Annotated in this window: 23 protein-coding genes; all 23 read left to right on the top strand. The window is 39.2% G+C overall.

Features of this window, described 5'->3' with window-relative positions; all coding sequences use genetic code 11:
- Nucleotides 1-211: 211 nt before the first annotated feature.
- The 23 genes from secA (at nt 212) to HZ311_RS02900 (ending at nt 23320) form a co-directional block, all read left to right on the top strand.
- Nucleotides 212-2746: a preprotein translocase subunit SecA gene (secA, locus tag HZ311_RS03010; RefSeq protein ID WP_010734911.1), complete on the top strand. Its 2535-nt coding sequence runs from the start codon at nt 212-214 to the stop codon at nt 2744-2746.
- 382 nt (nt 2747-3128) lie between these two features.
- Nucleotides 3129-4227, top strand: a protein-coding gene (gene prfB / locus HZ311_RS03005) for a peptide chain release factor 2 (RefSeq protein ID WP_178946468.1) whose coding sequence is annotated in 2 segments (ribosomal slippage) — nt 3129-3200 and nt 3202-4227 — 1098 coding nt in all. Because the reading frame shifts where the segments join, the coding sequence is not laid out codon by codon here.
- A gap of 110 nt (nt 4228-4337) precedes the next feature.
- Nucleotides 4338-5024 carry a cell division ATP-binding protein FtsE gene (gene ftsE / locus HZ311_RS03000; RefSeq protein ID WP_010734913.1) on the top strand — a complete coding sequence of 229 codons (687 nt, stop codon included), beginning with the start codon at nt 4338-4340 and terminating at the stop codon, nt 5022-5024.
- Nucleotides 5017-5901, top strand: a complete 885-nt coding sequence (gene ftsX, locus HZ311_RS02995; RefSeq protein ID WP_306795955.1) for a permease-like cell division protein FtsX — start codon at nt 5017-5019, stop codon at nt 5899-5901. Before ftsE ends, ftsX begins: the two co-directional genes overlap by 8 nt.
- A 225-nt stretch (nt 5902-6126) precedes the next feature.
- Entirely contained in the window at nt 6127-7575 is a 1449-nt protein-coding gene (cls, locus tag HZ311_RS02990; protein ID WP_010734915.1) for a cardiolipin synthase, read from the top strand.
- Nucleotides 7576-7922: 347 nt separating this feature from the next.
- Complete coding sequence (locus HZ311_RS02985) at nt 7923-8777, top strand: phosphate ABC transporter substrate-binding protein PstS (protein WP_010734916.1); 855 nt, start codon at nt 7923-7925, stop codon at nt 8775-8777.
- A 115-nt stretch (nt 8778-8892) separates the two neighbouring features.
- A complete protein-coding gene (gene pstC, locus HZ311_RS02980; protein ID WP_034687410.1) occupies nt 8893-9813 on the top strand; it encodes a phosphate ABC transporter permease subunit PstC in 921 nt (306 codons plus the stop codon).
- On the top strand, nt 9813-10697 hold the full coding sequence (gene pstA / locus HZ311_RS02975; protein WP_010734918.1) for a phosphate ABC transporter permease PstA: 885 nt from the start codon (nt 9813-9815) through the stop codon (nt 10695-10697). The genes pstC and pstA overlap by 1 nt, the downstream gene beginning before the upstream one ends.
- A gap of 14 nt (nt 10698-10711) precedes the next feature.
- Nucleotides 10712-11518: a phosphate ABC transporter ATP-binding protein PstB gene (gene pstB, locus HZ311_RS02970; protein ID WP_010734919.1), complete on the top strand. Its 807-nt coding sequence runs from the start codon at nt 10712-10714 to the stop codon at nt 11516-11518.
- A gap of 15 nt (nt 11519-11533) precedes the next feature.
- On the top strand, nt 11534-12292 hold the full coding sequence (gene pstB, locus HZ311_RS02965) for a phosphate ABC transporter ATP-binding protein PstB (protein WP_010734920.1): 759 nt from the start codon (nt 11534-11536) through the stop codon (nt 12290-12292).
- 12 nt (nt 12293-12304) lie between these two features.
- Nucleotides 12305-12991, top strand: a complete 687-nt coding sequence (phoU, locus tag HZ311_RS02960) for a phosphate signaling complex protein PhoU (RefSeq protein WP_010734921.1) — start codon at nt 12305-12307, stop codon at nt 12989-12991.
- A 344-nt stretch (nt 12992-13335) separates the two neighbouring features.
- Nucleotides 13336-14382: a YibE/F family protein gene (locus HZ311_RS02955; protein WP_023520027.1), complete on the top strand. Its 1047-nt coding sequence runs from the start codon at nt 13336-13338 to the stop codon at nt 14380-14382.
- The gene (locus HZ311_RS02950) at nt 14382-15140 is read left to right on the top strand and encodes a YibE/F family protein (RefSeq protein ID WP_023520026.1); all 759 of its coding nucleotides are present in this window, start codon (nt 14382-14384) and stop codon (nt 15138-15140) included. Before HZ311_RS02955 ends, HZ311_RS02950 begins: the two co-directional genes overlap by 1 nt.
- Before the next feature lie 111 nt (nt 15141-15251).
- Nucleotides 15252-16823: a daptomycin-sensing surface protein LiaX gene (liaX, locus tag HZ311_RS02945; protein WP_023520025.1), complete on the top strand. Its 1572-nt coding sequence runs from the start codon at nt 15252-15254 to the stop codon at nt 16821-16823.
- 153 nt (nt 16824-16976) lie between these two features.
- The gene (locus HZ311_RS02940; RefSeq protein ID WP_010734926.1) at nt 16977-17282 is read left to right on the top strand and encodes a PspC domain-containing protein; all 306 of its coding nucleotides are present in this window, start codon (nt 16977-16979) and stop codon (nt 17280-17282) included.
- Entirely contained in the window at nt 17282-17638 is a 357-nt protein-coding gene (locus tag HZ311_RS02935) for a phage holin family protein (RefSeq protein ID WP_010734927.1), read from the top strand. Before HZ311_RS02940 ends, HZ311_RS02935 begins: the two co-directional genes overlap by 1 nt.
- Before the next feature lie 229 nt (nt 17639-17867).
- Nucleotides 17868-18806, top strand: coding sequence for an HPr(Ser) kinase/phosphatase (hprK, locus tag HZ311_RS02930; protein ID WP_010734928.1), 939 nt, complete (start codon nt 17868-17870; stop codon nt 18804-18806).
- Between the two features lie 14 nt (nt 18807-18820).
- Nucleotides 18821-19651, top strand: a complete 831-nt coding sequence (lgt, locus tag HZ311_RS02925; RefSeq protein WP_023520023.1) for a prolipoprotein diacylglyceryl transferase — start codon at nt 18821-18823, stop codon at nt 19649-19651.
- A 43-nt stretch (nt 19652-19694) separates the two neighbouring features.
- Nucleotides 19695-20708 carry an NAD(P)H-dependent glycerol-3-phosphate dehydrogenase gene (locus HZ311_RS02920; protein WP_023520022.1) on the top strand — a complete coding sequence of 338 codons (1014 nt, stop codon included), beginning with the start codon at nt 19695-19697 and terminating at the stop codon, nt 20706-20708.
- A 22-nt stretch (nt 20709-20730) separates the two neighbouring features.
- A complete protein-coding gene (galU, locus tag HZ311_RS02915; protein WP_010734931.1) occupies nt 20731-21663 on the top strand; it encodes a UTP--glucose-1-phosphate uridylyltransferase GalU in 933 nt (310 codons plus the stop codon).
- A gap of 124 nt (nt 21664-21787) precedes the next feature.
- Nucleotides 21788-22231: a DUF948 domain-containing protein gene (locus tag HZ311_RS02910; protein WP_010734932.1), complete on the top strand. Its 444-nt coding sequence runs from the start codon at nt 21788-21790 to the stop codon at nt 22229-22231.
- Nucleotides 22232-22233: 2 nt separating this feature from the next.
- A complete protein-coding gene (locus HZ311_RS02905; RefSeq protein WP_010734933.1) occupies nt 22234-22797 on the top strand; it encodes a YtxH domain-containing protein in 564 nt (187 codons plus the stop codon).
- 94 nt (nt 22798-22891) lie between these two features.
- A complete protein-coding gene (locus HZ311_RS02900; protein WP_023520021.1) occupies nt 22892-23320 on the top strand; it encodes a GNAT family N-acetyltransferase in 429 nt (142 codons plus the stop codon).
- Nucleotides 23321-23677 lie beyond the last annotated feature (357 nt).

Raw genomic sequence — 23677 nt, 5'->3', positions numbered from 1 at the left:
ACGAAAGAATAACATGAGAAAAACTTGCAGTGGTCTCTAATGACTACTGCAAGCTTTTTTTTCGGATTGAATAGATAAAAAAGAATATGAAATAATTATGAAGATATCACTTTAATTGTCTTAAGTTATTTCATTTATCCACAACTAATGATAAAATAAGAAACAGAGTCTACATAGTTTGGATATTATATAAAAGGAGATTAAACAACGCATGGCCAATTTTATTCGTTCGATTATCGAAAATGATAAGAAAGAACTAAAACGTTTAGAAAGTATTGTAAAAAAAATCGAAGCTCATGCTGATGATATGGCAGCATTAACAGATGAACAATTACAAGCAAAGACAACCGAATTTAAGGAAAGATATAAAAAAGGGGAAACATTAGATCAACTTTTACCAGAAGCTTTCGCAGTCGTTCGTGAAGCAGCAAAACGCGTATTAGGATTGTACCCTTACCCTGTGCAGTTGATGGGGGGGATCGTACTTCATGATGGAAATATTCCAGAGATGCGTACCGGTGAAGGGAAAACCTTGACTGCTACGATGCCTGTTTATTTAAATGCTTTGACGGGAGAAGGCGTTCACGTAGTTACTGTCAATGAATACTTGTCTACCCGTGACTCCAATGAGATGGGTGAGTTATACAACTTCTTAGGTTTGACAGTTGGTTTGAATATCAATTCAAAATCAGCAGATGAAAAACGTGAAGCCTACAATTGTGATATTACGTATAGTACAAACAACGAGCTAGGGTTTGACTATTTGAGAGACAACATGGTCGTTTATCGTCATCAAATGGTACAACGTCCATTGAACTATGCAATCGTCGATGAAGTCGATTCGATCTTGATCGATGAAGCAAGAACGCCATTGATCATTTCTGGACAAGCAGAAAAGTCAACTGCGTTATATACGCGTGCTGATAACTTTGTCAAACGATTGAAAGAAGAAGAAGATTATAAAATCGATGTTCAATCAAAAACGATCAGCTTGACTGAAGCGGGAATTGAAAAAGCCGAAGAAACTTTTGGTTTAGATAACTTATATGATATCGAAAATTCTGCTTTAACGCATCATATCGATCAATCATTACGCGCAAACTATATCATGATTTTAGATATCGACTATGTGGTCCAAGATGGAAAAGTAATGATCGTTGACCAATTTACTGGTCGTATCATGGATGGACGCCGTTATTCTGATGGCTTGCACCAAGCGATTGAAGCCAAAGAAGGCGTGGAGATCGAAGATGAAACAAAAACGATGGCATCGATCACATTCCAAAACTATTTCCGTATGTATAAGAAATTATCTGGTATGACAGGGACAGCGAAGACAGAAGAAGAAGAGTTTAGAGAAATCTACAACATCCAAGTCATTCAAATCCCTACAAATCGTCCGGTCATTCGTGATGATCGTCCAGATTTGTTATATCCGACATTGACAAGCAAGTTCAATGCAGTCGTTCAAGATATCAAAGATCGTTACCGTAAAGGACAACCTGTTCTTGTAGGTACTGTCGCTGTTGAAACGTCTGAATTGCTTTCTGATTTATTGAACCGAGAACGCGTACCTCATGAAGTACTAAATGCCAAAAACCACTTTAAAGAAGCCGAGATCATCATGAATGCTGGTCAAAAAGGAGCAGTTACGATTGCAACGAACATGGCTGGTCGTGGTACGGATATCAAGTTAGGTCTAGGTGTTCGTGAGTTGGGTGGATTAGCCGTTATTGGTACAGAACGTCACGAATCAAGACGTATCGATAACCAGTTACGTGGACGTGCCGGTCGTCAAGGAGATCCAGGGATGTCACAATTCTACTTGTCTCTTGAAGATGACTTGATGAAACGATTCGGTTCAGAACGAATCAAAGCTTTCTTGGAACGCATGAAGATCGGTGAAGAAGATGCAGTGATCCAAAGTAAGATGTTGTCGAAACAAGTTGAATCTGCGCAAAAACGTGTAGAAGGAAACAACTACGACACACGTAAAAACGTTCTTCAATACGATGACGTGATGCGTGAACAACGTGAAGTCATCTATAAACAACGTCAAGACGTCATCATGGAAGAAACAAGTCTATCTGAACCATTGATGAATATGGTCAAACGAACGATCAGTCGAGTAGTAGATGCACATACTCAACTTGAAAAGGAAAACTGGAACCTTGAAGGGATCGTTGACTTTGCTGGTAGTACACTTGTTCATGAAGACAGTATTTCATTGGCTGATCTAGAAGGCAAGACACCGCAACAAATCAAAGAATTCTTAAATGAAAAAGCACAAGAAATCTTTAATACGAAAGCTTCACAACTAAATGGACCTGAGCAATTACTTGAGTTTGAAAAAGTCGTGATCTTACGTGTTGTCGATTCAAAATGGACAGACCACATCGATGCAATGGATCAATTACGTCAATCAATCGGACTACGTGCTTACGGACAAAACAATCCACTTGTCGAATATCAAACAGAAGGCTACAAAATGTTTGAAGACATGATTGGTGCAATCGAATACGAAGTAACACGTATCTTTATGAAAGCAGAGATCCGTCAAAACGTCCAACGTGAACAAGTGTCTCAAGGACAGCCTGTTCAACCAACAGAAGGCGGCGCGAAAGAAAACAGTCGATTGAATGTGAAATCACAGCCTGTCAGTGTCAATAAAGTTGGTCGTAATGACCCTTGTCCATGTGGCAGTGGTAAAAAATTCAAAAATTGTCACGGCAAGAATGAAATGTAATCTTTCCTATTGAAAGAAATCGTTCATACTGAACAATAAGATTTGATCAATTCAGAAAAGGAACTCCCCTCATATGAGAGTGATCGTTCCTTTTCACAAACTAAAATAGATAGGGAATCTTAAAGCACTATTTTTTGTTTTATGACTTCCCTGAGGTCAAGCAGTACTGAGCCTCAAGAAATAAGGTGGAATCCGCAAAAATCGTTCGTTGAATTTTTGTGGATTCCACCTTATTTCCGAAGAGGTTACTTTTGGGACACACTACCATTAAGAACGGAATGAAAAAGGGAAAGTGGCAAGCTTGTCGCATCTTATTCTTTCTGTTCGTTCAAGATTCTGGTAGACTAAACAATGAAGATTAGACAGAAAGAAGGAAATCGAAATGGAAATTTCTGAAATTCGAAACCTCCTAACCGAAATGCAAGAGAAAGTCACAAGTTTTAGGGGGTCTCTTTGACTTAGATCAGCTGGAAGAAGATATTGCTGAAGCAGAAGCAAAAATGGCTGAACCAGGTTTTTGGGATGATAGTGAAGCTGCACAAAAAGTGATCAATGAAAATAATGCAAACAAAGAAACCTATGATCAGTTCAATGAACTCGCACAAGAGCTAGAAGAACTAGAATTGATGGTGGAAATGTTACAAGAAGAGCCAGATGCACAAATGCAAGAAGAAGCACAAGAGCGAATCAGTGCGTTAGCTGAAAAAATGACGACTTACGAATTAGCCATGTTACTAGACGGACCTTATGACCGCAATAACGCCATCGTCGAGCTGCATCCAGGTGCTGGGGGAACAGAATCTCAAGACTGGGGAAGTATGTTGTTACGAATGTACACCCGTTGGTCAGAGCAACACAACTACCAAGTGGAAATGTTAGATTACCAGGCTGGTGATGAAGCTGGAATCAAAAGTGTGACATTATTGATCAAAGGGCATAATGCTTATGGTTATCTGAAATCAGAAAAAGGCGTTCACCGTCTTGTTCGGATCTCGCCATTTGATTCGGCGAAACGCCGACATACGTCATTTTGTTCGGTCGATGTCATGCCAGAATTAGATGACATGATCGACATCGAGGTCAATCCTGATGATTTGAAGATCGACACTTACCGAGCAAGTGGAGCGGGTGGACAGCATATCAACAAAACAGAATCTGCTGTACGGATCACACATTTGCCAACAGGAACGGTCGTTGCCAGTCAGGCACAACGCTCACAATTAAAAAACCGTGAACAAGCGATGGGGATGCTGAAAGCGAAACTTTATCAATTGGAAGTTGAAAAGAAAGAACAAGAAGCAGCTGCATTACGTGGGGAACAAATGGAAATCGGCTGGGGCTCACAGATCCGTTCTTATGTTTTCCATCCGTATTCGATGGTCAAAGATCATCGGACCAATGTGGAAACTGGAAATGTCCAAGCGGTGATGGATGGCGAGTTAGACCCATTCATCGATGGCTATTTAAAAATGCATATATAGTATGCTTACGATTAGTAGTAAATTGAAATAAAATTGTAAGATTTCGAAAGCAAGCTGAAACATTCCCATGCTATAATGACTAAAGACTGAAAAGATATGGAGAGAACGCCATGATTGAAATGAAGGATGTAATGAAGAAGTACTCAAATGGTACCACAGCTATCCGAAATCTCTCGATCGTCATTGACCAAGGAGAGTTTGTTTATGTAGTAGGACCATCTGGTGCTGGTAAATCTACATTCATCAAATTGATGTACCGAGAAGAAAAAGCAACGAAAGGAACATTGAACGTTGCTGGCCATGATCTGATAAATATCAAAGATCGTGAAGTACCTTATTTACGTAGAGAAATCGGAGTAGTTTTCCAAGACTATAAATTGTTGCCTCGAAAAACAGTATATGAAAATGTCGCATATGCGATGCAAGTCATCGGTAGAAAACCTCGTGACATAAAAAAACGTGTCATGGAAGTTTTAGACTTAGTCGGCTTGAAACATAAAGTACGTGTTTTCCCAAGTGAATTATCAGGTGGGGAACAACAGCGTGTTTCGATTGCTCGAGCAATCGTGAATACACCAAAAGTATTGATTGCAGATGAACCGACAGGAAACTTAGACCCGGAAAACTCATGGGAAATCATGAAGTTATTGGATCGGATCAATGCGCAAGGAACGACTGTTGTTATGGCTACACATAACAGTACGATCGTTAATACAATTCGTCACCGCGTAATCGCCATTGAAAATGGCCGGATTATTCGTGACCAAGCGGAAGGGGAATATGGATACGATGATTAGAACCTTTTTCCGTCATTTATTAGAAAGTATCAAAAGTTTAAAACGAAACGGTTGGATGACCATCGCATCAATCAGTGCGGTGACGATCACACTGACTTTGGTTGGTGTATTTATGGCAATCATCATGAATGCGACTAAATTAGCCGAAGACATCGAAGGTAACGTAGATGTTTCTGTGTTCGTTGATATCGGGACGAATGAGAAAGATATGAAAACACTCGAAAAAGAATTGAATGAACTTGAACACGTCAACAAAGTTGAATTTTCAAGTAAAGACCAAGAATTAAAGAAAATCCAGGATCAAATGGGTGATTCTTGGAGTTTGTTTGAGGGAGACGGCAATCCGTTATACGATGTATACGTTGTAACAACGACACAACCTTCTTATACTAAAGAAGTTTCTGAAGAAGCCGCGAAGTTGAAAAATGTTTTCCGTTCGGATTATGGTGGCACTTCGTCTGACCGAATCTTTGATATTGCTGCGGCAGTACGTACATGGGGATTAGCAGCAGCTGCCTTGCTATTATTTGTCGCGATGTTCTTGATCTCAAATACGATTCGTATCACGATCATTTCACGTCAAAGAGAGATCCAGATCATGCGTTTAGTTGGTGCCAAGAATGGCTATATCCGTTGGCCTTTCTTCCTTGAAGGAGGTTGGATCGGCTTGATTGGAGCCATTATTCCTGTATTGATTTTCACATTTGGGTATCAGGAAATCTACAAATTGCTCAACCCAACCTTGTTGCGTTCAAATTACTCATTGATACAGCCACAGGATATCGTTTGGAAAATCGACGCATTGATGGCCGGTATTGGTGTCATTATTGGTTCATTAGGTTCGATTATTTCAATGAGAAGATTCTTGAAATTTTAGTCAAAGATATGAAGCAGACCAGTGGGAGCGATCCTGCTGGTTTTTTTTTGTAAAAATTTTCATTCTCGAAAAATCTATTTTATAGAAAAATAAACTTACTCTTTCCTGTCTATCTATAGTATTCTAAGGAAGTCGGTTTTTCTGGTAGACAAATCAGTGGTTTTTCTTTACTTTAAAAAACAACTTCGCTATCCTAAGGAGGATAGCCGGATAAGAGGTGAGGCAATGGATATTATTTTTGACAATTTTTCGACGATCTTACTGCTTACGAACACATTATTATCTTTAGTGATCGTTTTTACCGAAAGAAAAGAAACTGCTCAAACTTGGGCATGGTTACTTGTATTGACTTTTATCCCGATACTAGGTTTTTTCCTTTACATTTTCTTTGGACGTGGGATTTCAAAAGATAAGATATTTGATTTGAAGATTCAAGGAAAGATCGGTAAGAACTTAGAGATCGAAGAGGATCGACAGGCATTGATGCGGGGATTATACCCACATCCTCCGACTGGACAAGTGGATGTCAAACAGTTGATTTATATGTTAACTGTTGGAGAAAGCACACTGTATACCACAAGCAATGATGTGACGCTGTTCACCGATGGCAGAGAAAAATTTGACCGGTTGATCGAGGATATTGAACAGGCAACTGACCACATCCATCTACAATATTATATTTATCGCAGCGATAGCTTAGGGATCGAGGTCTGCCAAGCATTAACTTCTGCTGCTCGCAGAGGGGTACAAGTAAGAGTTTTACTGGATGCGTGGGGATCGACGGAAGTTTCAACCAAGTTTTTCCATGAGTTAAAAGAAGCTGGTGGAGAAGTTGCTTTCTTTTTTCCGCTTTTTGTTCCTTATCTGAACCCGCGAATCAATTATCGTAATCATCGAAAGATCGTAGTAATCGATGGGAAAATTGGTTATACAGGTGGATTCAATGTGGGAAATGAGTATTTAGGTCTCGTACAAAAATTTGGTTATTGGCGAGATAATCATTTGCGTATCTATGGTGAAGGAGTCTATGCGCTACAAAATCGCTTTTTGATGGATTGGAATTCTCAACATACAAAAGAAGTGCATTATGCGGCGCGCTTTTTCCCAAGTATTGCATCAACCGGTGAGATTGCCTTACAGGTCGTGACGAGTGGACCAGACTCAGAACATGAACAAATCAAAATGACGTACCTTAAAATGATCTCACTGGCCAAGCGGGAGATTTTGATCCAAACGCCTTATTATATTCCAGATGAATCAATCCATGAAGCGTTGAAATTGGCATTGCTATCCGGTGTGAAGGTCCATTTGCAGATTCCCAATAAACCAGATCACCCATTAGTGTATTGGGCAACGTATTCTTTTGCTGCTGAATTGATCGAATATGGTGCTGTCATCGAAACTTATGAAAATGGATTTATTCATGCGAAGACAATGATCATCGATAGCGGAATCGTTTCCGTAGGTTCAGCAAACATCGACGTTCGTTCTTTCCGTTTAGATTTTGAGGTCAATACACTGATCTATGACGAACGGCTCGCAACTCAAGTGCGAGGGGCATTTTTTGAAGATGCAAAAGTTTCTGAGCGTTTGACAAAAGAACGTTACGAGGCTCGGGGCTGGATGATCAAGCTAAAAGAGGGATTGGCTCGACTTGTTTCACCACTCTTGTAAAAAACTGAACAAAAAAGGACATGAAATAGACTCATAAGAGCAGATTTTCATGTCCTTTTCTATCGGGGCCATTTCTGTAGTTTTATTACAAGAAATGGAGAAAGCGTCTCGCAAGAGCGGGAATTAACTTTTGGGGTATTTCTTGTTTTTTGGGGAAAGCAAGAAATAAGTTAATGCTTGCTTGGTACAGAGACACATTTCAATGCCAGTATAGCATAGAAAAATTTATTGAGATAGTATTTTTTTTAATTAAATTAAATTATTTGTTATTTAATAAAATCAATTGATTTTCAAGTAATAGTGAAAATGTTAAAATGGAAATACTTTAGGATTGAAGGAGATTTCTAATGAAAAAATTACGATTATTAATACCAATGATAGCACTATTTATAACAATGTCTGGGTGTTCAAACCTGGTCGACCAAGGTGAATCGATCACAGCGGTGGGATCATCCGCTTTACAACCTTTAGTTGAAACGGTTGCTGAGACATATCAATCAGAAAATCCCGGCAAATTTATCAATGTACAAGGTGGCGGAAGTGGTACTGGTTTATCGCAAGTCCAATCAGGTGCTGTTGAGATCGGTAATTCTGATTTGTTCGCAGAGGAGAAATCAGGGATCGATGCGTCCGCGCTGATTGACCATCGAGTAGCAGTAGTGGGCATTACACCAATTGTCAACAAAGAAGTCGGCATTGACAACATTTCGATGGAAGACTTGAAAAAAGTATTTACTGGTGAACTGACGAACTGGAAACAACTAGGTGGGAAAGATCAGCCAATCGTGATCTTGAACCGTGCAGCAGGTAGTGGAACGAGAGCAACTTTTGAAAAATGGGTCTTAGACGGTGAAACAGCGATTCGTTCCCAAGAACAAGATTCTAGTGGAATGGTCCGTCAAATCGTTGCGGATACCCCAGGAGCAATCAGCTATGTCGCATTCTCTTATGTATCAAAAGATGTGGATACACTGAAAATCGACGGAGTCGAGCCAACAGACAAGAATGTCACAACAAATGATTGGACGATTTGGGCTTATGAGCATATGTATACGCGAAAAGAGACAAGTCAATTAACGAAAGACTTTTTAGCTTATATCTTATCAGATGAAGTGCAAAAAAATATCGTTGGAGATTTAGGCTATATTCCAGTGTCGAGTATGAAAGTTGAACGCGATTGGGAAGGTAATGTGGTGAATTAACCATCTTTACACAAAATTTACAAAGTTAGCAAAAAATTTACATGTTATTAAAATCAAATTGATATTCGCTTAGTAGACTGTATAGGTATGTTAAAGGACCAAGGAGGAATCATCTGTGGAAGATGTAAAAAAAGCACTAGTAACTAAATCCAAGCGCTCGAAAATGGAACAACGTGGAAAGTTTATCAGCTTTTTATGTATTGCATTGATTGTAGTGGTTGTTTTAGCAATATTTTATTTTGTTGCCAGCAAAGGGTTAGCGACCTTTTTTGTTGATAAAATCAATGTTTTTGATTTCTTATTTGGAACAAATTGGAATCCAAGCGCACTCGGGCCGGATGGAAAACCAATGGTAGGAGCTCTACCAATGATCGCGGGTTCGTTTATCGTTACTTTTTTATCTGCGATCATTGCAACACCTTTTGCCATCGGAGCAGCTGTGTTCATGACAGAAATCTCTCCGAAAAACGGAACAAAGATTTTACAACCGGTCATTGAACTACTTGTAGGTATTCCTTCAGTTGTTTATGGGTTTATCGGTCTATCCGTCATCGTTCCATTCATTCGCGGCATTTTTGGCGGAACGGGTTTTGGTATTTTAGCCGGAACATTTGTGTTGTTCGTAATGATCTTACCAACGGTTACGACGATGACAGTCGATGCGTTAAAAGCCGTACCAAGACACTATCGTGAAGCTTCTCTTGCATTAGGAGCAACGAGATGGCAAACCACATATAAAGTAGTCTTACGCGCAGCAATTCCAGGAATCTTGACAGCTATCGTCTTTGGGATGGCTCGTGCCTTTGGTGAAGCCTTAGCGATCCAAATGGTTATCGGTAATGCGGCATTGATGCCAACAAGCTTTACCACTCCAGCTGCAACGCTGACATCGATCTTGACGATGGGTATCGGAAATACGATCATGGGTACCGTTGAAAACAACGTTTTGTGGTCTCTAGCCTTGATCCTACTCTTGATGTCATTATTCTTTAATATCGTTATCCGCTTGATTGGTAAGAAGGGAGAATTGAAATAATGAATGCAAAACGTTCTGATAAAATAGCAACAGGTGTCTTATATGTGATTTCAGGCATCATCGTCCTGATCCTCGCTGCGTTGCTTCTTTATATCTTAGTTCGCGGTATTCCACATATCTCTTGGGCATTTTTGACTGAACCGTCAAAAGCGTATCAAACTGGCGGAGGAATTGGAATCCAATTATTCAACTCTATCTATTTACTGATCATCACAATGATCATCAGTTTTCCGATTTCACTGGGTGCAGGAATCTACTTGTCTGAGTATGCAGGTAAAAACTGGTTGACAGATGTCATCCGCACATCCATTGAGATTCTTAGCTCATTGCCTTCTGTCGTTGTCGGTCTCTTTGGTTTCTTGGTTTTCGTTATCCAATTCCAATATGGGTTCTCGATCATTTCAGGTGCCTTGGCATTAACCGTATTCAACTTGCCTTTATTGACTCGGACAGTCGAAGAATCTTTACAAGCAGTTCATTACACACAACGCGAAGCTGGTTTAGCTCTAGGATTGTCTCGTTGGGAAACAGTGCTTCGTGTCGTTGTTCCTGAAGCGACACCAGGTATTTTGACGGGGGTCATCTTGAGTTCTGGCCGTATTTTCGGTGAGGCCGCAGCGTTGATCTATACCGCTGGTCAAAGTGCGCCAGCCTTAGATTTTACTAACTGGAATCCATTTAGCATTTCCAGCCCGATCGGTATCTTCCGACAAGCTGAAACACTAGCTGTCCACATTTGGAAAATCAATACAGAAGGAACGATGCCCGATGGGGTTTCCGTTTCGGCAGGAGCTTCTGCAGTATTGATCATCGCTGTGTTACTATTCAACTTTGGTGCTCGAGCAATTGGAAAACGTCTGCACCGTAAAATGACTTCAGCTTAAGGAGAAGAAGCAGAATGAAAGAATATAATATGAATGAAACCAACATCATCAAAATGGGCGCTGAAAAAGATATCGCGCTATATACAGATGATTTGCATGTATGGTATGGCGATAACGAAGCCATTAAAGGTGTCAATCTTGAATTTGAAAAGAATAAAATCACTGCATTGATCGGACCATCAGGGTGTGGGAAGTCCACTTATCTACGTTCATTGAATCGAATGAACGATGGGATCGCAAACACGAAGATCACTGGAAAGATCATGTATAAAGAAGTCGATGTCAATGCACCACAAATCGACGTTTACGAAATGCGCAAACGAATCGGCATGGTGTTCCAACGTCCGAATCCTTTTAGTAAATCAATCTATGACAATATTACGTTTGCCTTGAAACAGCATGGTGAGAAAAACAAACAAAAACTAGATGAGATCGTCGAAACTAGTTTGAAGCAAGCGGCATTATGGGATCAAGTCAAAGATAGTTTGAATAAAAGTGCTTTGGCGTTATCAGGTGGACAACAGCAACGTCTTTGTATCGCTCGTGCAATCGCGATGAAACCAGATATTTTATTGCTTGATGAACCAGCGAGTGCGTTAGACCCGATTTCTACTGGGACTGTTGAAGAAACGTTAGTCAACTTAAAAGAAGATTATACGATTATTATTGTGACTCACAATATGCAACAAGCTGCCCGGATCAGCGATTACACTGCGTTCTTCTATCTTGGAAATGTGATCGAGTATGACAAGACGAATAAGATATTTACTAGACCTAAGATTCAGGCAACTGAAGACTATGTGTCCGGTCATTTTGGTTAAGACGGAGGACTTGCTATGACAAAAGAAATTATCTCATCAAAAGATCTTCATCTGTATTATGGGGAAAAAGAAGCCTTGAAAGGCATTGATCTAAGTTTCAATAAAGGCGAGATCACTGCAATGATCGGACCATCTGGTTGTGGGAAATCTACTTATTTACGTTCATTGAATCGTATGAATGATTTGATCCCAGGTGTAACGATCACTGGTAGTGTCGTTTACAAGGGCAATGATATCTACAGTCCTAAAACGGATATCGTTGGACTACGTAAAGAAATCGGTATGGTGTTCCAACAACCAAATCCTTTTCCATTCTCCATCTATGAAAATGTCATTTATGGGTTGAAAATCAAAGGTGAAAAAGACAAAAAAGTGTTAGACCAAGTAGTAGAAGAGAGCTTGAAAGCAGCATCTGTTTGGGAAGATGTCAAAGATAAATTGCATAAAAGTGCGTTGTCTTTATCAGGTGGACAACAACAGCGAGTGTGTATTGCCCGTGTGTTAGCTGTCAATCCAGAAATTATTTTATTAGATGAGCCAACTAGTGCCTTAGATCCAGTCTCTACTGGTAAAATAGAAAGTATGTTATTAGAATTAAGAGAACGCTATACGATGATCATTGTGACTCACAATATGTCACAAGCATCACGTATCTCAGACAAAACAGCTTTCTTCTTAGATGGCAATTTGATCGAGTTCAACAATACGAAAAAAATATTTATGAATCCTGATAAAAAAGAAACGGAAGATTATATCTCAGGACGATTCGGATAAGGAGGAAAGAGGATGTTACGAACACAATTTGAAGAAGAATTATTGAACCTTCATAATCAATTTTACGAAATGGGAATGATGGTTAGTAATGCCGTGCATAAATCAGTGCGCTCTTATACAAAACACGACAAAGTTCTTGCAAAAGAAGTAATTGAAAATGACATTACAATCAATGATATGGAAACACGATTAGAGAAAAAAAGTTTTGAAATGATTGCTTTGCAACAACCGGTGACAACTGATCTACGAACGATCATCACAGTCATGAAAGCAAGTTCAGATTTAGAGCGTATGGCTGACCACGCAGTATCAATCGCCAAGTCAACGATTCGTCTTAAAGGAGAAACAAGAATTCCTGAAATCGAAAAAGAAATCTCTGATATGTCTGATTATGTCAAAAAAATGGTAGATAATGTCTTAGTCGCTTACGTTAAAACAGATGAAAAGGATGCACGTACGATTGCAAATATGGATCATCGTGTCAATGAATCATTCAATCGGATCTACAATGCAACGATCAAAAATATGCAAGCAAATCCCGAAACTGTTATCAGTGGAACGGACTATGTCAACGTAGCAAGTTATTTAGAGCGGATCGGTGATTACGTAACAAATATCTGTGAATGGATCGTGTATCTAGCTACAGGTAAAATCACTGAGTTGAACACAAATCATAACGAAGAGACTAATCAAAGATAAAAATCATTCGCTGATTTTTGTCAAATGCTGATCAGTATTTCTGAGAAATAAGCGCCAACTTCCGAAAAGAGAGATATATTTTTGGAAGTTGGCTTTTTTATTAATATAGAAGACAATTATTCGAGATTTGGCGATGATTAATTGTTTGTTGTTATCCATTTCATAAATTTTAAGGATCGGGTACATTAGATATCCTGTTCCTTCTAAAAATGAATAAATGGTGTTCAAGAAGCAACACTTCGGACATAAGTCAAAAAAATAAAAAATGAAAAAGCCATTTTCGATTTTTCTGCCTTATGCCTTAGTACTGACCGCTTCTTTCACAACCTTAGAAAGGAAGGCGTATGCACAAAAAAAAACGATTATTGATCAAATGTTTGATTCTTTGTAGTTGTTTTGTGGCCGCATGGGTAATCCAACATGCCACTGAATGGTACGAAGACCCAATCATGCAAGTACAGCAAGTATCGCTAGAAAATGAACAACAAGTAATCAAAGGAGAATTGATGAATACGCAAGCGAAAGGAACAGAACTCACTCTGTTTATTCCGCACCAAGAAAATCAGATCGAACATGCAAAAGCTAAGACGAATCAACTTTATCTCGTACGGAAAATCGGGGATGAATGGCAGATACTCAGCAAAAAAAATGACGGCTGGTTATTCCTTTTTACAAGTTTATTTATCTGTGCGCTCTTGTTCGTAGGCGGAAAAGCAGGCATATTCACTTTGATCAGTGTAGGACTCAATCTCTTGTTATTGATTTTACTTCTTCAGGGTTTCACGCAGATCCAAGGGATATCTTTGGTGATGACGAGTGTCCTTTTTGTCTTTCTAGGAACGGTCATTTGCGTTTTTGCCTTAGATGGTTGGCAACAAGGTGGACGGATAAAAATCGTCGCAACCATGACGAGTGTAGGTGTAGCTTTTCTAATTTGTTTGTTCGCAATGGATTATTTGAACGATCAAGGATTACGTTATGAGGAAATGAGTTACTTGACTCGACCGTATCGTTCCGTTTTTTTAGCTAGTTTATTAGTAGGGATGACAGGTGGGGTATTGGATACAGTTGTCACAGTCACGACAACTTTAGATGAGTTGGTGAATAAAAAACCAAAAATAACGATGAAACGATTGTGGCAGTCTGGTCAAATGGTAGGACAAGATGTAATTGGCTCCATGACGAATATCTTACTATTCGTATACGTCAGTGGGACGATCCCGATGTTACTTGTTTACTTTAACAATGGTTGGCCCTTGAGAGATGCGATTGAGCTACATCTCTCGTTGGAATTGCTACGTGTGATCAGCGGAAGTCTAGGCATTGTCCTTTCGATTCCCATTACACTTTTATGCTATTTAGGCCATTTGAAGTATCGGAGGGCGATTTGATGAATGTACTTTTGCTCTTAGCACTTCTCTTAGTGCTATTGATTTTACTGGTTGGTGGGAAAAATGGGCTCTATACGATCTTAGGTCTGTTCATCAACGTCCTGTTGTTTTTCCTTCTATTACTCCTCTATCATTTTCGGTTGCCAATATTACCAAGTGCCATCGTGATCTTTTTATTGATCACTAGTGTCACATTGTTTTTTGTTAATGGCTATAATCTCAAGATGAAAGCAGCTTTTCTTAGTGTATTGCTTTTTTTAGTGGTTTTCTTAGTGGTGACGCCGTTTCTTTCTGAATTAGCGATCCAAGGGTTTACAAGGATTGAATTAGATGAACTGACAGGGTTCGATTTGCATGTACCCTTGGATTTTTTCGCATTGACGCGAGCAATTTTATTGATCAGTGTGAGTGGAGCCGTATTAGATGCAAGTGTGTCCATCGCTAGTGCGACGTATGAAGTATATCTGACAGATCCATTACAAAGCTATCGGGAATTAGTAAAATCGAGTATACGGATCGGCAGAAAAATTTTAGCTACAACAGTAACGACCTTGGTTTTTGCTTTTATGGGAAATTGTTTAGCCCTGATATTGTGGTTCATTGATCTAGAATTGTCTTTTGGCCAGTTGATCAACGAAAAAACTTTCGTTTTGGAGTATGTAACTGTAGTAGTCACGACAAGCGCAGCGATCCTTGTTTTACCGATAACATCAGTCATTTCTTCAATTTTATTTACTCGACAGAAAAAATCATCCTAAGAATGAGAGAAAGTTACAACTTAAGTCCTATGACTTTTTCTTCAAATCATTGCATAATATGTATGTAAGGAAAAGCTTGCAAACAATTTTTGCTATAAGGAGGCAATTTCCATGAAAGAAAGAGAACGTATTTTAGAATTAGTTAAAAAAGGCATCCTTTCAACTGAAGAAGGTTTAGACCTATTGGAGAGTATGGCAACTGAAAAAGATGAAAAGCAAATCGCAAAAGAGGCAGATCGTGTACATGCTGATCGTAAAGAAAAAGATGAAGCAAGTCGTTTGATCGATGAACTTGAAAATGGCAAAGCTGAACGTGAAGCAGTAGAACCAGATCCAAGACAAAAAGAGCAAGAAGACAAAGAGAATCTAGAAAAAATCTTAGATGAATTGGCGACTGAAGCGAACAAAACTTCTGCTCACTTAGATGAAGTCAACGCAAAACTTTTTGAAAATAAAATTGCACGCAATGAAAAACAGGAAACATTGATGCAATTGAATACAAAAGAAGAGTTGGATCAACTAACAGAAGAAGAATTGACACAACGTCAACAATTGGAGCAAGAAGTCAAAGAACTTGAAGCAGCCGGAGATCTCTTATCTGAAGAGCGGATCAAGCTTGAAGCTGAATTAAAAGATATCCGTAAAAGCCAATGGTCTGAGAAAAAAGACACCTTTGCTGAGAAATTTGACTTGCCAGAGGATTGGAAAGAACAAGCAAATGACACATTGAACCAAGTCGGCGAAAAAATGACTGAAGCTGGGAGTCAACTAGGTAAATTCTTAAAGAAAACCTTCCAAAATGTTTCCGTAACAGTGAATGATAATATGGAATGGAAAGATGTCAGTTTACGAGTACCTGGGATCGCTACAACTAAATTTGAACACGAATTTTACTATAGCGCGCCACAAGCAAGTATTATCGACATCAAAGCGGCTAATGGGAATGTCACCTTGAAAACTTGGGATAGCGAAGACGTAAAAGTCGAAGCGAAAATCAAGCTTTATGGAAAAATGGGTGCAGAGCCTTATGAAGCTTTTGCTGAACGCAGTCAAATCGAAGTCAATGATGAACACATTTCTTTCCAAATCCCGAACAAACGTGTACGTGCCGATTTAGTCTTCTACTTACCAAAACGCACGTATGACCATACAGCAATCAAATTACTCAATGGTAATATTGTAGTTGAAGATTTAGATGTAAAAGATATTTATATGAAATCAACAAACGGTAATATCTTGGTTGAGCAAATGGCTGCAACGATGCTTGAGATTGGTGGAGTCAATGGGAATATCGATGTCCGTAATGGAGATATTTTAGATTCAATCATTGAAACAGTCAACGGTACAGTTACTTTTGGCGCAACACCAGAAAACTTAGCGATTTCATTAGTCAATGGGGATGTTCGTTTGACAGTGAAAGAAGATCGTTTGAAGAAAATCGAAGCAAGCTCAGTCAATGGTAACGTCAAAGTTGCATTGCCAACAACCATCGGTATGGACGGTCATGCAAAAACAAGTCTCGGCAGTATCAATAGCCGCCTGTCTGATTATGAAGTGATCCGTGAAAAGAAAGAGCGCACGAATCAAATGTTAGAATTCCGTCGCGTTTCTGAAAATGAAATGGCGAAAATTGAATTGTCTACTACAACTGGTAGTATCTATTTAAAAGATACAGATAAATAATTTTTTCGCTTCGACCTTCTGAAAGAGGAAGGCGAAGCGAAAATCATACTTATAAGAAACAAACAATAGGTTTATTATTTCAATAAATCTTCCGAAGTAAGATTGTTTTAGCATCTTTCTTCAATTAAAATAGGAGAACAGAGGTGAAAGAAAATGAAAAAAAAGTTGACAAAATCAAATAAAAATATTGTATTGACAGGTACTTTAGCTGGGATTGCTGAATATCTTGGGATTGATCCAACAGTTGTTCGTGTCATTTACGTCTTCTTAAGTTTAGTTGCATTCGGAAGCCCAATTATTTTATACATTCTGTTGGCTTTGCTTGTGCCTTCAGGAAAGAATAATCAACGTCGTTATGGACATGACAACGACTATTATCAAAAAAACAACTACAGAGAACAAACGAATAAACGAAAAGAGGCAGAGAAAATCAACGATGACGAATGGAGTGACTTTTAATGTCTTATCTTCAACGTATTGTTGTTAGTACGCTGACGTTTATCTCTCTGGCAGTTATTTTTCCAAATATGATATTTGTGAATAGTATTTGGACCGCAGTTGTGGCGAGTTTTGTTCTTTCTGTGCTGAATCTATTAGTCAAGCCATTCATTATGTTTTTATCGATCCCCTTTACCTTGTTGACGTTTGGATTATTCACTTTTGTGATCAACGCATTGATTTTACAAATGACCTCCTTCTTTGTCGGAGCAGCTAATTTTAGCTTTTCGTCATTTGGATCAGCTATAATGATTGCAGTGATCATGTCATTCGTAAATATCATCGTTAGCAATCGTAATATGAACAGGAATCGTTAGAAAACAATGCAAAGGACAATAAAGCACAATCAAATAAGTGGAAAGAGGAAGTGGCAATTGTCGCTTCCTCTTCTTATTTCTAAAGAAATGACAGCGATTTCTTGATCGGTGCTTGCCATAAAAAACGAGTGTAATGAAAAGGATATCCCTTGTTTTTTTTATTGGTAGTACTTTTACCGATAGAATGATAAAATAAAAGAGAACAGTTTAATAGAAATGAGGTATACGAATGGCAGAAATGGTAAAAGTTAGCCAATTAGTAGAAAAACTATCATTAGAAATCGTCACTGGTGACGAGCAAAGTTTAAATCGTGTCATCGTAACCGGTGATATCTCCAGACCTGGACTGGAATTGACCGGTTATTTTAATTATTATTCGCATGATCGACTACAGTTATTTGGGAGCAAAGAAATCAGCTTCGCAGAACGGATGATGCCGGAAGAGCGTTTGATGATCATGCGTCGTTTATGCAGTGAAGACATGCCAGCCTTTATCATCTCTAGAGGTTTAGCTGCACCAGAAGAAATGATTCAAGCAGCAAATGAACATGGCATGGCCGTTTTGCGTTCGCCAATCTCAACCTCACGTTTACTTGGTGAGTTATCAAGTTATTTAGATGGACGATTAGCACCTAGGACAAGTGTTCACGGCGTCTTAGTCGATGTCTATGGACTAGGTGTCTTGATCCAAGGAGATAGTGGTATTGGGAAGAGTGAGACAGCGTTAGAACTGATCAAAAGAGGCCATCGATTGATTGCAGATGATCGAGTGGATGTGTATCAACAAGATGAGCTAACTGTTATTGGAGAGCCACCAAAAATCCTTGAACATTTGATTGAGATTCGCGGAATCGGGATCATTGATGTGATGAATCTTTTTGGTGCCAGTGCAGTCAGAGGATCGATGCAAGTCCAATTAGCTGTCTACTTAGAAGCTTGGGCAAAAGAGAAAAAATACGATCGTTTAGGGTCTGAAGATACTTCTGTTGAAATTGCGGAAGTAGGTATCCCCCAAATCAAAATACCTGTGAAAACTGGACGAAATGTCGCGATCATCATTGAAGTTGCTGCGATGAATTTCCGTGCGAAAACGATGGGATTCGATGCAACGAAGACATTTGAAGAAAGATTGAGCCGTTTGATTGAAGAAAATTCAAACGGACAATAGCTAGGAGTGAAAGTATGATTGCACAAATCAATCGGGTCGCTTTTGACCTTTTAGGAGTTCCTATTTACTGGTATGCATTGATCATTGTTTCAGGCATTATCATCGCCATGTGGTTAAGCAGTCGAGAAGCAGTAAGAGTAGGAATGAAAGCAGAAGACGTCACTGACTTTATGTTATGGGGATTACCGCTATCGATCATTGGCGCACGCTTGTATTACATCTTGTTCGATTTACCACAGTATATTGCAAATCCGATCCAAATATTCAATATCCGTTCAGGCGGTCTAGCGATTTATGGTGGTCTGATTGCAGGCGGTATCACATTATATTTTTACACGAAATATCACTTCATTGATGTCTGGACGTTCTTGGACATTGCTGCACCTAGTGTTTTATTAGCACAAGCAATTGGGCGCTGGGGAAATTTCATGAACCATGAAGCATTTGGACCAGATACAACAAGGAGTTTCTTAGAAAGTCTATATTTACCGAATTTTATTATTGATAATATGTATATCGATGGGATCTATCGACAGCCAACTTTCCTTTATGAATCAGTATGGAGCCTTATTGGCGTGATCATCCTCTTATTACTACGGAAGAAAACGCATCTTTTGAAAAAAGGGGAAATCGCACTGCTTTACTTGATATGGTATAGTTTTGGTCGTTTCTTCATCGAAGGAATGAGAACGGATAGTCTTTACTTTTTAGATACGATCCGTGTGTCACAGCTTTTATCTGCTGTGCTATTCATTGGAGCAATCGTTCTATTCATCTGGCGTCGGAAAAAAGGCAACTTACCAGATTACGACCGATCTTTAGGGAAAAATCAATTCATTATCTAAAGTCCAAGTCGAAAAAAATGAAAAAATTTGCAGGAGTGGTAAAATGAAATATAGGGTAGCGGTTTTAGGTGCTGGCTCGTGGGGAACAGCATTAGCACAAGTGCTTGCTGAAAATGGTCATGACGTTCGACTCTGGAGTCACCGTGCCTCACAGGTTAATGAAATCAACCAAAAGCATACCAATGAGCATTATTTACCAAAACACCAATTGCCCAAAACGATCATCGCATACTCGGACATGGCGAAGGCTGTTTCTGATGTAGATGCTGTTTTGTTCGTTGTACCGACTAAGGCGATTCGTTCGGTATGTCAAGAACTCGTTGAGGTCTTGCAAACAAAACCAGTGATCATCCATGCAAGTAAAGGCTTAGAACAAGGAACACACAAGCGGATCTCAGAAGTCCTGGCAGAAGAGATCCCAGCAGAAAAGAGACAAGCAATTGCTGTTTTATCGGGTCCAAGTCATGCAGAAGAAGTGGCTCGTCACGATATTACGACGATCACTGCTGCAAGCACGGAAGCAGATGCTGCTAAATTTGTTCAAACAATATTTTTGAATCATTATTTCCGAATCTATACGAATCCTGATGTTATTGGGGTCGAAATGGGTGCCGCTTTAAAAAACATTATCGCAATCGGTGCAGGTGCAATCCATGGCTTAGGTTTTGGGGATAATGCAAAGGCAGCTATCATGACAAGAGGATTAGCAGAAATCAGCCGCTTAGGTGTTGCTATGGGAGCAAATCCGTTGACCTTCATCGGACTGAGCGGTGTCGGTGATTTAATTGTCACTTGTACAAGTATCCACTCGAGAAATTGGCGTACCGGTAATCTGCTTGGACAAGACCATGAATTAAGCGAAGTCTTGGATAATATGGGCATGGTCGTGGAAGGTGTCCAGACCACACGAGCTGCTAAAGAGTTAGCTGAGACCATGGGGATCGAGATGCCGATCACTCAAACGATTTATGAAGTGCTATATGAGCACAAGAACATAAATGAAGCAGCGACAGAGATCATGTTGCGCGATGGCAAAAAAGAGAATGAATTTCACTAACATTTTTAAGGGAGAGAAAAAAATGAAAGTAAAAAAAGCAGTGATTCCAGCAGCAGGTTTAGGAACAAGATTTTTACCTGCAACAAAAGCGATGGCAAAAGAAATGTTGCCGATCGTTGATAAACCAACGATTCAATTTATCGTAGAAGAAGCGTTAAAATCAGGGATTGAAGATATTTTGATCGTCACAGGGAAAGCAAAACGCCCAATTGAAGATCATTTTGACTCAAATATCGAATTAGAAACGAACTTAGGCGAAAAAGGAAAAACTGAATTACTAAAATTAGTGGAAGAAACAACGGATGTAAACCTTCATTTTATTCGTCAATCGCATCCTAAAGGGTTAGGACACGCTGTGTTGCAAGCAAGAGCATTCATCGGAAATGAACCGTTTGTTGTCATGTTAGGTGATGACATCATGGAAGATGAAATCCCATTGACACAACAACTGATCGACGATTATGAGCGTACACATGCTTCAACGATCGCCGTGATGCAAGTACCTCACAAAGATACATCTAAATATGGGATCATCAATCCAGGAGAAGAACTAGAAGACGGCTTATTCAATGTCAAAGATTTTGTTGAAAAGCCTGAACCAAGTAAAGCACCAAGTGATTTAGCAATTATTGGACGCTATTTATTGACACCCGAAATCTTTGATGTCTTAGCAGAGCAAAAACCAGGTGCAGGTAATGAGATCCAATTGACCGATGCAATCGATACATTGAATAAGACACAACGCGTATTCGCACGTAAATTTACGGGTAAACGTTATGATGTCGGCGACAAATTTGGTTTTATGAAAACAAGTATCGAATATGGATTGACACATCCAGAAGTGGGTGGACCATTAAGAGAATACATTCTATCATTAGGCAAGTCTTTAGCAGCAGAGACGCCTTCATCTTTCAATCAATCAACAGAAACTTCTGAACCAACTAACAAAAAGTAAACAAGCGAGATGCTTCAGCTGCTGATCAAAATGTAGGTAGTTGAAGCTTTTTGCTATTTTTTATTTGTTTAAAAAATATGAAAATGCTATCCTTATAGCAAGAAGAGGAGAAGGAGGCTTGATTATGACAGTTGGAGAAATTGCTGGCTTGATTGCAGCAATTGCTTTTGCAATACTTGTGGTCTTTCTAGTACGTGTATTGATTCGATTAGCAAAAACGATTGAAAAAGCAGAACAAACAGTAACAGAAGCAAACACAACGATTGAAGTCGTTACCAAAGATGTTGATCTTTTATCGAGACAAGTCGAAGGCTTGTTAGTGAAAAGCAACGAATTGTTGAATGATATCAACGGAAAAGTAGCAACGATCGATCCTTTATTTACAGCTGTCGCTGATTTGAGCGAGAGTGTATCAGAATTGAATTCTTCAAGCAAACACATCGTTACAAAAGTTGGTGGCATCGGTAAAACAACAGCAAAAGCAACTGTTGCCAGCAAAGTCGGTGGGACTGCAGTGAAATTCTTTAAACATAAAAAACCAACAACAGATACGACAGGAGGAAAATAATCATGGCAAAAAAAGGTGGATTTTTACTAGGTGCAGTGATTGGTGGTACAGCCGCAGCAGTGGCAGCATTGCTACTTGCACCAAAATCTGGTAAAGAATTACGTGATGAATTAGCAGCACAAGCGGATGATTTTCTAGATATGGCTTCTGATTATACAGAGATGGTAAAAGAAAAATCAACTGAATTGACAAGTATCGCAAAAGACAAAGCGCATGATCTTTCACAACAAGCAGGCGATTTAGCTGGTAATGTCAAACAAACAGTCTCAGACGCAACAGCCGACGCAGGAGACGAATCAGAAGATATTTTAGTGACATTGAAAGAGCAATCAGCTGATTTATCTGATCGTTTCAAAAAATCAGCTGCTGATTTAGGCGACACAGCAGCTGCTGCGAAAGAAGACATCATGATCGACATCAAAGATACAGCAGACCAAGCAGGTAGTACTGTAAAAGAAGGCATTGACGAAGCTAAACCAGTAGCTGAAGATGCAAAAATCTTGTCTGAGATGGCAAAAGAAGATGCAGCTACTGCGAAAGAAGATTTAAAAGATACATTTAAATAAGCAACACTAAAAAGTGAGCAAGAAAAGGCACGATCAGGAAACAACCTGATTCGTGTCCTTTTTTCTCTAATCTTACGTGGAGAGGATATTGTAAATGATTGAGATCAAGAAAAGCGATTCCGAAGAAACAGAAAAGAAAATCATTGGTCTGCTGAACGAACAATATATGCAATCATTTTCTACAAATGAACACTTAACAACTCAAATCATTTCAATCAGTGCATCTAAGGATGAGAAGTGGATCGGTGGCGCAGTAGCATCTTTATTTGGTAATACCTTGCATCTATCATTGCTCGCCGTAGATCAATCGTACCGTCACGAAGGCATCGGATCGCGATTAATAGAAGCGGTTCAACAAACAGCATTGGAAAACCAGTGTTTGTATATGACCGTCAATACGCAAGATTATCAAGCTCGAGAGTTCTACGAAAGGCATGGCTTTGAGGTGTTTGCTTCGGTGGAAAATATGCCTTTTGTTGGCACAACGAAATTCTATTTAAAGCAACAAATAGCAAATGAATAGGTATCGACAACTAACGGATATCAGAAAAAGCAACTAAAAAAATAAGCGATAACCCGAAAATAGTTTCTACTTTGGGGTTATCGCTTATTTACAGGTCAAAACGCTTCTTTCACAACCTATGATAAACGGTGTTCAAGAAGCAACACTTCAATAATAAGTCAAAAAAACCAAAATGAAAAAAGCCATTTTGGTTTTTTGCCCTTATTACTCAGTGTTGAGCGCTTCTTTCACAACCTAGATAAACGGTGTTCGAAAGCCAGCTCCTTCAATATTAAGTCAAAACTTGAAAAAATATGAGAAGCTATTTTCTCAAGTTCTGTCTTAATACTCGGAGCAGAACGGCTTTCTCACAACCTC

Origin of the sequence: Enterococcus mundtii (genome assembly GCF_013394305.1) — a bacterium.
In the GTDB taxonomy this organism is placed as follows: Bacteria; Bacillota; Bacilli; order Lactobacillales; family Enterococcaceae; genus Enterococcus_B; species Enterococcus_B pernyi.
The sequence above is the reverse complement of the archived record's forward strand: the minus strand, read 5'-3'. Positions and strand labels throughout refer to the sequence as shown.

Bases quoted from the DNA above. Each gene is read 5' to 3' on its own strand.
- secA (WP_010734911.1), top strand. From the start codon at position 212: ATGGCCAATTTTATTCGTTCGATTATCGAAAATGATAAGAAAGAACTA.
- ftsE (WP_010734913.1), top strand. From the start codon at position 4,338: ATGATTGAAATGAAGGATGTAATGAAGAAGTACTCAAATGGTACCACA.
- ftsX (WP_306795955.1), top strand. From the start codon at position 5,017: ATGATTAGAACCTTTTTCCGTCATTTATTAGAAAGTATCAAAAGTTTA.
- cls (WP_010734915.1), top strand. From the start codon at position 6,127: ATGGATATTATTTTTGACAATTTTTCGACGATCTTACTGCTTACGAAC.
- HZ311_RS02985 (WP_010734916.1), top strand. From the start codon at position 7,923: ATGAAAAAATTACGATTATTAATACCAATGATAGCACTATTTATAACA.
- pstA (WP_010734918.1), top strand. From the start codon at position 9,813: ATGAATGCAAAACGTTCTGATAAAATAGCAACAGGTGTCTTATATGTG.
- pstB (WP_010734919.1), top strand. From the start codon at position 10,712: ATGAAAGAATATAATATGAATGAAACCAACATCATCAAAATGGGCGCT.
- pstB (WP_010734920.1), top strand. From the start codon at position 11,534: ATGACAAAAGAAATTATCTCATCAAAAGATCTTCATCTGTATTATGGG.
- phoU (WP_010734921.1), top strand. From the start codon at position 12,305: ATGTTACGAACACAATTTGAAGAAGAATTATTGAACCTTCATAATCAA.
- HZ311_RS02955 (WP_023520027.1), top strand. From the start codon at position 13,336: ATGCACAAAAAAAAACGATTATTGATCAAATGTTTGATTCTTTGTAGT.
- HZ311_RS02950 (WP_023520026.1), top strand. From the start codon at position 14,382: ATGAATGTACTTTTGCTCTTAGCACTTCTCTTAGTGCTATTGATTTTA.
- liaX (WP_023520025.1), top strand. From the start codon at position 15,252: ATGAAAGAAAGAGAACGTATTTTAGAATTAGTTAAAAAAGGCATCCTT.
- HZ311_RS02940 (WP_010734926.1), top strand. From the start codon at position 16,977: ATGAAAAAAAAGTTGACAAAATCAAATAAAAATATTGTATTGACAGGT.
- HZ311_RS02935 (WP_010734927.1), top strand. From the start codon at position 17,282: ATGTCTTATCTTCAACGTATTGTTGTTAGTACGCTGACGTTTATCTCT.
- hprK (WP_010734928.1), top strand. From the start codon at position 17,868: ATGGCAGAAATGGTAAAAGTTAGCCAATTAGTAGAAAAACTATCATTA.
- lgt (WP_023520023.1), top strand. From the start codon at position 18,821: ATGATTGCACAAATCAATCGGGTCGCTTTTGACCTTTTAGGAGTTCCT.
- HZ311_RS02920 (WP_023520022.1), top strand. From the start codon at position 19,695: ATGAAATATAGGGTAGCGGTTTTAGGTGCTGGCTCGTGGGGAACAGCA.
- galU (WP_010734931.1), top strand. From the start codon at position 20,731: ATGAAAGTAAAAAAAGCAGTGATTCCAGCAGCAGGTTTAGGAACAAGA.
- HZ311_RS02910 (WP_010734932.1), top strand. From the start codon at position 21,788: ATGACAGTTGGAGAAATTGCTGGCTTGATTGCAGCAATTGCTTTTGCA.
- HZ311_RS02905 (WP_010734933.1), top strand. From the start codon at position 22,234: ATGGCAAAAAAAGGTGGATTTTTACTAGGTGCAGTGATTGGTGGTACA.
- HZ311_RS02900 (WP_023520021.1), top strand. From the start codon at position 22,892: ATGATTGAGATCAAGAAAAGCGATTCCGAAGAAACAGAAAAGAAAATC.